Genomic DNA, 13,035 nt, shown 5'->3' with positions numbered 1-13,035 from the left:
TCCCTCATGCTGCCAACAGAAGAATCTCGCGGACCTGCTCGGCGCTAGCGATGGTGCGCGGATTGCGCGGAACCCACGGCGTCTTCATCGCCTGCGCCGCGATATGGTCGAAATGTTCGGGGCCGATCCGCACGTCCTGGAGGCTGCGCGGCAGGCCCAGTCCGCGGATGAAGTTGTCGAGCACGTCGCCGGCGTCCTGACCGGGATGGCCCATGGCGGCGGCGACCTGCGCCTGGCGCTCGGCATTGGCGGACTTGTTCCAGCGCATCACCGCCGGCAGCATCACACAGGAGGTGTAGCCGTGCGGCACGTCGAATTCGGCGCCGAGCACATAGCCGATGCCATGGCTCGCGCCCATCGGCACGCCGGAGGCGAGCGGTCCCGTCGACAGCCAGGTGCCGATCTGGCAGTCCAGCCGCGCGTCGATGTCCGTTGCGTCGGCATTGACCCGCGGCAGCGCCTGCGCCAGCATCGACAGCCCTTTCAGCGCCTGCGCATCGGCATAAGGGTGCGATTCGTTCGAGCAGATGCCCTCGACGCAATGATCGACCGCGCGGATGCCGGTCGAGAGCCACAGCCATTCCGGCGTGTGAGTGGACAGCCAGGGATCGAGGATCACCACGCGCGGCATCACCTGGGGATGGGTCAGCAGTTCCTTGACCCGCTTCTTCTCGTTGGTGACGCCGGCGATCGCCGTGAACTCGCCGCCTGCGATCGTCGTCGGCACGCTGATCTGGCGTACGTTGGGTGCATTGATTTGAGGCGTTACGCCGTGGCTGGTGCGGACTTTGTCGATGTCGTCGGCGCTACGGATATCGTTGGCGAGGCAGAGCTGCACCGCCTTGGCGCCGTCGGTGATCGAGCCGCCGCCGATGGTGACGATAAGGTCGGCTTTCGCGGCGCGCGCCTGCTCGGCTGCCGCGACCACGGCGGTGCGCGGCGTATGCGGCGGCATCGCATCGAAGGTGCCGACGCAGGCCGCGCCCAGTGCGGCGCGGATACGCTCGATTTCGTCGGTCGCGCGGTTGAGCGTTCCGCTGACCATCAGGAAAGCGCGTTGCGCGGCCACCCGCGCCACCTGCTCGACGATCGCCTCAGCCGCCTGGCGGCCGAACACGACCTCCTCCATCGCGCCAAATACGACACGTCCTCGGTGCACGAGCCGACCCTCCCTGAAAGATTTATTTTCTTTGACGACAATCTAACGGAGCCGGAACGGCTCGTCATGCCCGAAGATGCGCCGTTGGCGTCCCCGGTCCCGGCTTCTTGGAGGCGATCACCGTCTGCGTCGGCGTGCGGCCACGAAAAAGGACAATGATTTTGCTTGATCCCGCCCCTCTCTTGAACAGACTGGCCTCCGGTCACATCTTTGACCTCCGCGGCGTGTAAGGTGCGCATCCGAGCGGCGCAATGCGCGGGCCGGCTGTGCTGTTCAGGGGGAGATCGACTTGGGCGCGACCGATAGGACGGGAAGCTTGACGGCCCACTCACGGCGCGGCGTCAGCGCGCTTGGCCTGCTCATTGCCTTGGCAACGTCAGCCCTGGCATTGACCGGTTGTGGTGACAAGCAGCAGCCACAGGCGGCGGCGCCGGCCCCTGCGGTCACCGTGGCGCAGCCGACCAAGCGTACGGTCACGGATTGGGACGAATTCACCGGGCGGTTCGAAGCGATCGAGGAGGTCCAGGTTCGCGCCCGCGTCGGCGGCTTCGTCACCAGCGTCGAGTTTCGCGATGGCGCCATCGTCCGCACCGGCGACCTGCTTTACGTGATCGATCCGCGCCCGTTTGAGGCCGTCGCCAAGCAGGCCGAGGGACAACTTGCGGACGCGCGCGCCAAGGCGGAGCTCGCCAAGCGCGAGCTCGACCGCGGCCTGAACCTGGTTCAGACCAGTGCAGTCTCCGAACAGGTCGTCGACCAGCGCCGTCAGGCCTTACAGGCGGCCCACGCCGCCGAGATGCAGGCCGAGGGCGCGCTGAAGGCGGCGCAGCTCAACATCGAATTCTCCCATGTGCTGGCGCCGCTCACCGGCCGCGTCAGCCGCCATCTCGTCAGCGTCGGCAATCTTGTGCAGGGCAGCGAGGGCGGCGCGACCCTGCTCACCTCGATCGTGTCGCTCGACCCGATCTACATCTATTTCGACGTCGACGAGGCGACCTATTTGCGGAACAACCGGCTCTGGTTCGAGGGCAGGCGGCCGAGTTCGCGCGATACGGCCAATCCGGTCCAGGTGACGTTGACCGGCGAAACCAAGCCCTCGCACGAAGGCAAGATGGATTTCCTCGACAACCGGCTGGACGTCTCGACCGCCACTTTGCGCAGCCGCGCGGTGGTTCCGAACAAGGATCTCTCGATCCTGCCCGGACAGTTCGGCCGCGTGCGGCTCATCGGCAGCGCGCCGTATGAAGCGCTGCTCCTGCCCGACACGGCTGTTGCCACCGACCAGTCGCGCAAGATCGTGTTCGTGGTCAAGGATGACGACACGGTGGAGGCGAAGCCCGTGGTGCTCGGCCCACTCGACGAAGGCCTGCGGGTCATCCGTGACGGGCTCAAGGCGGAAGACCGCGTGATCGTCGATGGCCTGCAGCGCGCTCGCGTCGGCGCCAAGGTGAGCCCGCATCCCGCCCCAGCCGCGGCCGGTGGCAAATCATGAATCTCGGGCGGCTCTCCATCAACCAGCCCATCCTGGCGATGGTGCTGTCGATCGTGCTCCTGATCGTCGGGGCGATCGCCTACACCACGCTGCCGGTCTCCGAATATCCGCAAGTGGTGCCGCCGACCGTGGTGGTCACCACGAACTATCCCGGCGCCTCCGCGCAGACCGTCTCCGACACGGTCGCTGCCCCGATCGAGCAGGAGATCAACGGCGTCGAGGACATGCTGTATCTCTACAGCCAGGCCACCTCGAACGGGCAACTCACGATCACCGTCACCTTCAAGCTTGGCACCAACCTCGACACCGCCCAGGTGCTGGTGCAGAACCGCGTTGCGATCGCGCAGCCGCGATTGCCCGAGGAGGTGCAGCGCAACGGCGTGACCACGCGCAAGAACAGCCCGGACATTCTGATGGTCGTGTTCATGCTGTCGCCCGATGACAGCTTCGACCAGCTCTACATCTCCAACTACGCGCTGCTGCAGGTCCGCGACCAGTTGCTCCGGCTCGACGGCGTCGGCGACATCCAAATCTTCGGCGCGCGCGATTACTCGATGCGGCTGTGGCTGGATCCCGACCGCCTCGCCAATCTCGGCTTGACCTCAACCGAGGTGCTGGCGGCGATCCGCGCGCAGAATCTGCAGATCGCGGGCGGACAGATCGCGGAGCCGCCGATTGCGGATCGCGCGTTCCAGCCCAACCTTGTCTTTACCGGCCGTCTCAAGGATCCCAGGCAGTTCGAGGATATCGTGGTCAGAGCCGGCGCCGACGGCCGCACCGTGCGCCTGCGCGACGTCGCCCGCGTCGAGCTTGGGGCGCTGTCCTACACCACCAACAGCTTCCTGCTCAAGAAATCGGCGGTTGGCATGCTGGTGACGCAGCGGCCCGGCTCGAACGCGCTCGCCACCGCCAAGGAGATCTCCGATACGATGGTCAAGCTCAAGGCGAGCTTCCCGAAAGGGCTCGACTACAATATCGGCTACAACCCGACTGAATTCATCGCACAATCCATCAAAGAGCTGATCAAGACCATCTACGAGGCGATGGTGCTCGTCGTCATCGTGGTGCTGGTGTTCCTGCAGGGCTGGCGGCCGGCGCTGATTCCGATCATCGCAATCCCGGTGTCGCTGGTCGGCACCTTCGCGGTGATGGCTGCGCTCGGCTTCTCGATCAATAATCTGACGCTGTTCGGCCTGGTGCTGGCCGTCGGCATCGTGGTCGACGACGCTATCGTGGTGGTCGAGAATGTCGAGCGACATCTCGCGCACGGAATGAGCCGGCGCGATGCCGCGCTCAAGACGATGGAGGAGGTCGGTGGAGCGCTGGTCTCGATCGCGCTGGTGCTGTGTGCGGTGTTCGTGCCGACCGCATTCCTCGGCGGCATCTCCGGCCAGTTCTTCCAGCAATTCGCCGTCACCATCGCGGTCGCGACCGCGATCTCCTGCTTCTGCTCGCTGACGCTGTCGCCGGCGCTGGCCTCGCTGATCCTGGTGCCGCATGAAGAGAAGCGGCCGGCGGCGCGCTGGAACATCATTGCCCGTGGCTGGGAGAAGTTCACCGGCCTCTTCAACCGCGTCTTCGATCGGTTGTCGCATGGCTATGCCGGAGCCGCCGACTTCGTGATCCGCCATACGGCGGTGATGCTGCTGATCTATGTCGCGCTGATCGGCGGCGCCGGCTGGTTGCTCGCGACCACGGCGCAGGGCTTCATTCCGGCGCAGGATCGCGGCTACATCATCATATCGGTGCAATTGCCGGGGGCGGCATCGCTGGCTCGCACGACGGCGGTGGTGCGCGAGATCGAGCGGATCGCGCTCGATACGCCGGGCATCGTTCGCGTCGCGGTCTTTGCCGGCTTCTCGGGCGCGACCCGCACGCAGCAGGGTAATGCCGCGGCGCTGTTCCCCGTGTTCGATGAGCCGGAGGCGCGCCTGAAGAAGGGGTTGTCGGCGGCCGCGATCACGGCCGAGCTGCGCAAGCGCCTGTCTGCGATCCAGGGGGCCTTCATCATCGTGATCCCGCCGCCTGCGGTTCCGGGTATCGGCACCGGCGGCGGCTTCACCATCCGCGTCCAGGATCGCCAGGGCCGCGGCCCCGAGCTGCTGGCCGCCGCGACCGACGAGCTTGTCGCTGCCGCGCGCAAATCGCCATATCTCGCCTCGGTGTTCTCGCCGTTCACCGCGAATACGCCGCAAGTGTTCGTCGACATCGACCGCGTCAAGGCGCAGAAGCTCGGCGTGCCGATCGCAAACATCAACGACACCATCCAGACCTATTTCGGCTCGACCTATGTCAACGACTTCAACCTGTTCGGCCGCACCTATCACGTCACCGCGCAGGCTGACCTGCCGTTCCGCATGGAAACCTCTGATCTCGCGCGGCTGCGGACACGCAATGCGGCGGGCGACATGGTGCTGCTCGGCAGCGTGGTCGAATTCCGCGACGTCTCCGGGCCCGACCGCGTCGCGCGCTACAACCTCTATTCGGCATCCGAACTGCAGGGCGAGCCGGCGCCCGGCACGAGTTCGCAGACCGCGCTCGACACCATCAAACAGCTCGCCGATGCAACGCTGCCGAGCGGTTTTGCGTTCGAGTGGACCGATCTGTCGTACCAGCAGGTCACCGGCGGCAATGCCGGGCTCTACGTGTTCCCGATCTGCGTGCTGTTCGTCTATCTCGTGCTCGCCGCGCAGTATGGCAGTTGGAGCCTGCCGTTTGCGGTGATCCTGATCGTGCCGATGTGCCTGCTGGCCGCGACCATCGGCGTGCGCATCATGGGGCAGGACGTCAACATCCTGACCCAGATCGGCTTCGTGGTGCTGGTCGGACTCGCCGCCAAGAACGCGATCCTGATCGTCGAATTCGCGCGCGATATCGAGGCCGAGGGCAAGCCGCGGCTCGAGGCGGTGATCGAGGCCTGCCGGTTGCGGCTGCGGCCGATCCTGATGACGTCGTTCGCCTTCATCCTCGGCGTGCTGCCACTGGTGGTCTCGACCGGCTCGGGATCGGAGATGCGCCAGGCGGTCGGGGTCGCCGTGTTCTTCGGCATGCTCGGCGTCACCCTGTTCGGCCTGATCTTCACGCCGATCTTCTACATGGTGGTGCGTGGGCTCGCCGACCCCAGGCATCCGAAGAAGCCGGTGGAAGCTTGAGCTGGGCCCGCCCCACACCACCGCCGTCATTCCCGGGCATCGCGAAGCGATGAGCCCGGAATCCATCGGGCCGCATACGCCTGCGGGGAAATGGATTCCGGGCTCGCGCTGCGCGCGCCCCGGAATGACCAGGGGAGAGGTAGACGCAAGCCCCACTAATGGCTGAGCCGAAATAGATGGGCAGCCGCAGGGTTATAAAATATCATTCGCTTATATTCCGAACAGAAACTGCAGGGAGATCATTTATGAAATCGGGATTGCTCGCCGCCGTCGCTCTTGGCGGCCTTTTGCTGTCAACTCCAGGTTTCGCGCAGGGCGTCAAGATCGGCATCCTGAACGACCAGTCCGGCGTCTACGCCGATTACGGCGGCAAATACTCGCTCGAAGCCGCGCGGATGGCGATCGAGGATTTCGGCGGCGAGGTGCTGGGACAGAAGATCGAGCTCGTCACCGCCGATCACCAGAACAAGCCGGATCTTGCGGCAGCGATCGCGCGCCGCTGGTATGACGCCGAAGGCGTCGACATGATCACCGAGCTCACGACCTCCTCGGTCGCGCTCGCGATCCAGGAACTGTCCAAGGAAAAGAAAAAGATCGACATCGTGGTCGGCGCGGCGACGTCGCGGATCACAGGCGATGCCTGCACGCCCTACGGCTTCCACTGGGCCTACGACACCCGCGCATTGGCGGTGGGCACCGGCGGCGCGCTGGCGCAGGCAGGCGGCGACACTTGGTTCTTCCTGACCGCCGACTACGCCTTCGGCTACGCGCTGGAAAAGGACACCAGCGACATCGTCAAGGAGAAGGGCGGCAAGGTGCTGGGCTCGGTCCGCGTTCCCCTGAACTCGTCGGATTTCTCGTCCTTCCTGCTGCAGGCGCAGAGCTCGAAGGCGAAGATCGTAGGCCTCGCCAATGCCGGCCTCGATACCACCAACTCGATCAAGCAGGCGGCCGAGTTCGGCATCGTGAAGAGCGGCCAGAAGCTCGCTGGCCTGCTGATGACGCTGTCCGAGGTGCACGGGCTCGGGTTGGAGGCCGCGCAGGGTCTTGTGCTCACGGAAGGGTTTTATTGGGACCACGACGACGCCTCGCGCGCCTTCAGCGAACGCTTCATCAAGCGCACCGGCCACATGCCGAGCATGATCCACGCCGGCACCTATTCAGCGACGCTCTCCTATCTGAAGGCCGTGAAGGCCGCCGGAACCAAGGATAGCGATGCGGTGGCAAAGAAGCTGAAGGAGCTGCCGGTCGACGACGCCTTCGCCAAGGGCAAGGTGCTGGAGAACGGCCGCATGGTGCACGACCTCTATCTGTTCGAGGTCAAGAAGCCCTCGGAATCGAAGAAGCCATGGGACTACTACAAGCAGCTCGCCGTCGTGCCGGGCGACAAGGCCTTCTTCACCGCCAAGGAAAGCGGCTGTCCGCTGACGAAGTGATCTCGCTGTCGTCCCGGGTCAAGCCCGGGACGACGGCAGCGTTTGAGCCGCGGTGATCTCAATACCCCGTCAGCTCGAGATAGCCGACGCCGGCGTGGCTGCCGGCAAAGCTGATCGGGCCCTCCCAGTAGGAAAAACCTGTTCCCATCCAGCTTCGGGCGTTGAGCGGCCTGGTTTCGATTTTTACCCCGCGCGCAGGGATTTCGACACGCCACGCCGTCGGCACCTTGCGGTCACCGATCTCAGTGAATGCGGTCGGCGTGATGCTGTTGTCGCTTGCGGCGATCTCGCTGGAACGGCCGTCCGGTTCGATCCAGTTGCCGAACAGGTTGTTGCGGCCGTCCTTCTGGCGCAGCCGGTAGAGCATCAGCTTCTCATCGTTGGGCAAATGCAGCGAGAACCAGTCCCAGCCGGTTTGGTCAGAAGCGAGTGGCTGGCTGCTCCATTCGCGGTCCATCCAGGCCTGCCCCGTGACCTCAACAGGCTTGTCGTCGATGACGATGCGGCCGGCCGCCTTGAAGAAGGGCTGGCTGTAGTAATAGGAGGCCTGTCCGCGATCGGACTTCCTGCTGTAGCCGCGGTCGCCCTGCAGCACCAGCGCCCGCTCCGCATCGAGGCGGAGCTCGTAGCTGAAATCCGCACCCGTCGCGCTGAGTTTCAGCGGCGCCACTCTTTGCGCATTGAATCCGTCGAGCGCGCGCATCTCCCAGGCATCGATCCAGCCGACAAACGGACTCGTCTCGACGCCGGCCTGCCCGACGCCGCCGCGCGCAAATGTCTCGGCATAGCGGTGCGTGTCGGCGCGGGTGACGGCGGCATGTCCCATCCAGATCTGCTGATTGGCCCAGCCTTCGAGCCGCGCGCCCGCGTGCATCGCCTGCCGGAACAGCGTCCATTGCACGCCATGGGCTGTGCCGGCCGCATCGGCGAGGTTCGCGGTCACATACCACCATTCGATGCGGAATTCCGGATGCGGACCGTGATCGAGGGGGAAGACGAAACCCTTGCCAGGCACGACCGGCGCGAAACCGTCAGCGGTCTCGCCGAGCCCCGCGAAACCCTGCGCATGCGCATGGCCAGCGAGGCCAACTGCAAGCGCGCCACCGACGAACGCGCGGCGCGATATCGGGCTAGCGTTCATTGACAAATATCCGTATCAGGCTCGCCGGCTGCATCCGCGCCAGCCGGATGACCGGCAATAGCGCAGCCAACAGCGCCGCTGCCAGGGCAACGCCGAGCAGCTCCACCAGTTGCAACGGAAACACCTGGAACGGCAAGCGCCAGCCGAATGCCTTGACGTTCACGACCGCCAGTAGGCACCACGCCACCAGCAGGCCGAGCGGCAGCGCGAACAGCGCGGTGATCAGCGCCATCGCCATCGTCTTCAATAGCTCGATCCTCGCGAGCTTCTCGCGCGTCAGCCCGATCGCCCATAGCGGCGCAAGTTGCGGCAAGCGGGAATTCGCCAGCGTCAGGAGGCTCGTGAGTAGTGCGACGCCGGCGACGCCCAGCGTGAAGGTGTTGAGCGCCGACGTGACCGAGAACGTCCGGTTGAAAATGCGTTTCGACTCCGCCTTTACCGTCGTCTGATCAGCGACGCTGCGGTCATCGAGGCCGAACTTCCGCTGCAACTCGGCGATCAGCGCGGGCACGGCCGGCGGTGGGACGCGCAGCCCGAACCGCGTCTGCGGCACTTGCGGAAAATGCCGCGTTAGCGCGGCAAAGTTCACCGCGACCTGGCCCTTGGGATTGCCGTAATCGGCATAGATGCCGACGATCTCGAGCGGCCAGTTGCCGCCGGGCGCGGGCACCTCGATCCGGTCGCCGATCGCAAGTTTCAGCCGCCGCGACAATTGCTCGCTGGCAAAGCAGGTGTCGCCGCCGCGCAGGCGGTCCCATCCATCCGACCTTGCTTCCAGCAGCGGCCAGTTGTCGCGAAAAGTGGCCTGATCGGGCAGGCCGAGCACCTCGATCGGCATGCCCGCAAGCTGCGCATCCGCGCGGCCACCGGGCAAGATCGCCTGAACCTCGCTCCGCCCGCGCAGCCAGGCCTTGATCTCGGTCGCCTGCGTATCGCTGGCTGCGTTGACATAGACGTCGGCGGCGAGCCGTCCGTCGAGCCAGACGAGGAAGGTGCGGCTGAAACTTTCCACCATGGTGCCGACGCCGACATTGACCGCGAGCGCAAGCAACAGCGCCATCAGCGCCAGTGACAATCCCGAGAGCTGCTGACGGCTGTCGGCCCAGAACCAGATGCTGACCGGCCGCCCGGCGCTGCGCTGGCCGAGCGCGAGCGCGATCTCCAGGATCATCGGCAGGATCAGCGCCGCGCCGAGCATCAGCGCGGCGAGCACGGCAAAGCCCGAAAGCAGGGAATCGCCGAACCAGAGAAAGCCGCCGGCCACGGCAAAGGCGGCCAGCGCGGCAGCGCTCTGAAACACCAGCCAGCGCCGCTGCGCCTGTTGCCACGCCTGCGGCTGCGCCGAGGCCAGCACCGGCATGCGGACCGCCTTGGCAAGGCTTGCGGCGGCGGCCGCCAGCGCGCCCAGGATGCTGATGGCGATGCCGGCGAGCCACCACTCGCCCTTCAATGTCAGTTGCCCGGGAATCTGCGCGCCATAGAGCCCGCGCAAGGAGGCGGCGACGTCAGGCAGCAGCGCCGCCGCGATGAAATAGCCGCACACCAGTCCCACCAGGCCCGCGACCAGCGCGAGCGAAACCAGCTCGGCCACCTGCACGCTGTTCAGCATCCGCGCCGACACCCCGCAGGCGCGCAAGGTGCGCAGCATCGGCAGCCGCTGCTCGAAGGCGAGCCCGATCGCGGAGTTGACGATGAACAGCCCGACGAAGAACGACAACAGTCCGAACGCGGTCAGGTTGAGATGAAAACTGTCGGTGAGGCGCTCGAGATCGGTTTCCGCATTGGGCTCGACCAGGTGCAGCCTGTCGCCGGCGATGCTTTCGAGCGGCGCGCGTCTGGCGCTGGACTTGCCGATCAGCAATCGGGAGATCTGATCCGGCATCTTCAGGATCTGCTGCGCGATCCCGATATCGACCACGAGGACGCCGGGCACGAGCTGTGGCTGCACGCGGAGTGGCGGCAGCAGCACGCCGCCATTCGACGATGGCCGCTCGCCGTCTTTCACGCCAAGGTCCGACAGCGTCTCCGGCGCCACCAGCATCTCGCCGGGCGGCGTGACGAAGGACTGCAGATCAGTCCGGCCGATCACGGGCGCAGTGCTGACTTCGCCCGGCAGCGTCACCGGCTCGATGCCGAGCAGCCGGAACGATCGTCCGTCGATCTGCGCGCGTCCCTCGACGACAGGCGAGACCGGCCAACCGGCGCGGCGCAGATCGACGAAGAGCTGTTGCGGAAAACCGGCGTTGTCGCGAGTGACGAGCATCGCCGTGCGGGTGCCGCCGAAGGTCGCCGCCGCGCGATCATAGGCGTTGCGCGCCTGCTGGTTCAGCGCCTGCACGCCGCTCCATAGCGCCGTCGCCGAGATCAATCCGATCAGCAGCGTCGCAAGCTGCATCGGATGCCGACGCCAGTGGCTGAGCAACACCGCCAATGTCCACAGCGCCCGCCTCATGCGATCACTCCCGCATGCAAATTGACCCGGCGGTCGAGCAATGCGGCGAGCCGCGCGCTGTGCGTCACCATCAGGAAGCCGCAGCCGGTCCGCGCCACCAGATCGCGCGCCAGCGCCAGCACCTCGTCGGCTGTCTCCTCGTCGAGATTGCCGGTCGGCTCATCGGCCAGCAGCAACAGCGGCTTGGGCGCCAGCGCGCGGCCGATCGCCACCCGCTGCTGCTGGCCGCCGGACAATTGCTCCGGATATCGCTTCAACAGATGCGCCAGCCCAAGCCGCTCCACCAGCTCGTCGTGCCATTTCGGATCATGCCGTCCGGCGATCCGCGACTGAAAGGTAAGATTGTCCGAAACCGTCAGGCTCGGGATCAGGTTGAATTGCTGGAACACCAGCCCCAGCCGGTCGCGGCGCAGCGCCGCACGGCCGGCATCGCCCAGCTCGGAAAGGCTGACGCCGTCGAGGATGATCTCGCCGCCATCGGCGGCGTCGAGCCCGGCGATCAGGTGCAATAGCGTGCTCTTGCCGCTGCCGGATTCGCCGGTCAGCGCCACGCTTTCGCCCGCGGCGACCGCAAGATTGACGCCGCGCAGCACCGCGATGTCCTCGCCGGCCGAACGGTAGCTTTTCCTCAGGCCGGTGACCTCGAGCGCGGGGCGGTTTCCACTTGCCATGCGCTGTCGATGCCACGGCAGGGCCGGCAGGTCAAAATCCGCGGTTGCCTAGGCAGGAAACCCAAGGCTAGCATCCCATCAGGGCCGGCCGGCAGAGCCGAGCAAGCGAGAAAACCACGGGGAGAGCCAAGCATGACCGCACAGCCGACGCCGAAAGGCGCCTGGAAGATCACCTTCCTCCTGTTCCTGTTCATGCTGGTGAACTTCGCGGATAAGATCGTGGTCGGCCTCGCCGGAGTGCCGATCATGACCGACTTGAAGCTCGATCCCGAGCAGTTCGGCCTGCTCGGCTCCTCCTTCTTCTTCCTGTTCTCGATCTCCGCCATCGTGGTCGGCTTCATCGTCAACCGCGTCGAGACGCGCTGGGTGTTGCTGGTGCTGGCCCTGATCTGGGCGCTGGCGCAGTTCCCGATGGTCGGCACCGTCGGCTTCACCACGCTTCTGATCTGCCGCATCATCCTCGGTGCCGGCGAGGGGCCGGCAGCATCGGTGGCGGCTCACGCCATCTTCAAATGGTTCCCCGACGAGAAGCGAACCTTGCCGATTGCGATCCTGTCGCAAGGCTCGGCCTTCGGCGTGATCCTGGCGGTGCCCGCGCTGAACTGGATCATCGTCAATCACGACTGGCACTATGCGTTCGGCGCGCTCGGGATCGTCGGGCTGATGTGGGTGGTGGCGTGGGCGATCCTCGGCAAGGAAGGCCCGCTGGTGGAGAGCGCGGCGACGGCCAGCGAGCCGCGCATTCCCTATTCGCGGCTTCTGACCTCGCGGACCTTCGTCGGCTGCATCGCCGCCACCTTCGGCGCGTACTGGGCGCTGTCGCTCGGGCTGACCTGGTTCACGCCCTTCATCGTCAAGGGACTGGGCTATTCGCAGCATCAGGCCGGTTTCATCTCGATCCTGCCATGGGTGTTCGGCGCCGTGGTCGTGATGCTGACGGGCTGGATTTCGCAGTCGATGCTGGCGCGCGGTTTCACCACCCGCGGCGCGCGCGGCGTGCTCGGCTCGGCGCCGCTGATCGTCGGCGGCACGATCATGGCCGTCATGCCCCATGTCGCGCCGGGCGGACTGACGATCGCGCTGCTCGTGTTCGGCTCCGGCCTCTGCGGGTCGATCTACGTGGTCTGTGCACCGATGATCGGCGAGTTCACGCCGGTGTCGCAGCGCGGCGCCGTGATCTCGATCTACGGCGCGCTCTACACGCTCGCCGGCATCGTGGCGCCGGCAGTCATGGGCAGCGTGATCCAGCACGCGGGGAATCTGTTCGACGGCTACATGACCGGCTTCACCATCAACGCCGCGATCATGATCGCATCCGGATTGCTCGGCCTGCTGCTGCTCTGGCCCAACACCGAACGCGCCAGGCTGCGCGACGCGGTCGCGCCCTCAAGCGAACTGAAGAGCGCGGTATCGCCGACGTAGCTTCGGTGCAATTGCGCTAACACTGCATCCGCGTACTCGTGAGCAACCGGCGACATGGGTAACACTTCAAACCGACGACATGGGTAACACAATTCTCGTTTCGTTCAGGT

At 65.8% G+C, this 13,035-nt stretch carries 8 protein-coding genes; 4 read left to right on the top strand and 4 right to left on the bottom strand.

What is annotated here, in order from left to right:
* Window positions 1–4: 4 nt before the first annotated feature.
* A complete protein-coding gene (locus OZ411_RS12135; RefSeq protein WP_282528126.1) occupies window positions 5–1,159 on the bottom strand; it encodes an iron-containing alcohol dehydrogenase in 1,155 nt (384 codons plus the stop codon).
* A 355-nt stretch (window positions 1,160–1,514) separates the two neighbouring features.
* Here OZ411_RS12135 and OZ411_RS12130 point away from each other — a divergent pair, with 355 nt between their 5' ends.
* The 3 genes from OZ411_RS12130 to OZ411_RS12120 all read left to right on the top strand — a co-directional run bounded on the left by OZ411_RS12130 (window position 1,515) and on the right by OZ411_RS12120 (window position 7,239).
* A complete protein-coding gene (locus tag OZ411_RS12130) occupies window positions 1,515–2,651 on the top strand; it encodes an efflux RND transporter periplasmic adaptor subunit (protein WP_282528203.1) in 1,137 nt (378 codons plus the stop codon).
* Entirely contained in the window at window positions 2,648–5,803 is a 3,156-nt protein-coding gene (locus tag OZ411_RS12125) for a multidrug efflux RND transporter permease subunit (RefSeq protein WP_282528125.1), read from the top strand. The genes OZ411_RS12130 and OZ411_RS12125 overlap by 4 nt, the downstream gene beginning before the upstream one ends.
* A gap of 245 nt (window positions 5,804–6,048) precedes the next feature.
* The gene (locus OZ411_RS12120) at window positions 6,049–7,239 is read left to right on the top strand and encodes an ABC transporter substrate-binding protein (RefSeq protein WP_282528124.1); all 1,191 of its coding nucleotides are present in this window, start codon (window positions 6,049–6,051) and stop codon (window positions 7,237–7,239) included.
* 58 nt (window positions 7,240–7,297) lie between these two features.
* On the opposite strand, the gene OZ411_RS12115 is transcribed toward OZ411_RS12120, so the two are convergent.
* The 3 genes from OZ411_RS12115 to OZ411_RS12105 are packed head-to-tail and all read right to left on the bottom strand — an operon-like array spanning window position 7,298 to window position 11,503.
* Window positions 7,298–8,380: a lipocalin-like domain-containing protein gene (locus OZ411_RS12115; RefSeq protein ID WP_282528123.1), complete on the bottom strand. Its 1,083-nt coding sequence runs from the start codon at window positions 8,378–8,380 to the stop codon at window positions 7,298–7,300.
* Entirely contained in the window at window positions 8,370–10,832 is a 2,463-nt protein-coding gene (locus OZ411_RS12110; RefSeq protein ID WP_282528122.1) for an ABC transporter permease, read from the bottom strand. Before OZ411_RS12110 ends, OZ411_RS12115 begins: the two co-directional genes overlap by 11 nt.
* Window positions 10,829–11,503 (bottom strand): ABC transporter ATP-binding protein, encoded by a 675-nt coding sequence (locus OZ411_RS12105; protein ID WP_282528121.1) that lies wholly within the window; start codon window positions 11,501–11,503, stop codon window positions 10,829–10,831. The genes OZ411_RS12110 and OZ411_RS12105 overlap by 4 nt, the downstream gene beginning before the upstream one ends.
* A gap of 132 nt (window positions 11,504–11,635) precedes the next feature.
* Here OZ411_RS12105 and OZ411_RS12100 point away from each other — a divergent pair, with 132 nt between their 5' ends.
* Entirely contained in the window at window positions 11,636–12,925 is a 1,290-nt protein-coding gene (locus OZ411_RS12100) for an MFS transporter (RefSeq protein WP_282528120.1), read from the top strand.
* The last annotated feature ends 110 nt before the right edge of the window (window positions 12,926–13,035 follow it).

The sequence above is a fragment of the Bradyrhizobium sp. Arg237L genome, assembly GCF_029990105.1.
Lineage (GTDB): Bacteria > Pseudomonadota > Alphaproteobacteria > Rhizobiales > Xanthobacteraceae > Bradyrhizobium.
This window is presented reverse-complemented; position numbering and strand designations above follow the sequence as displayed.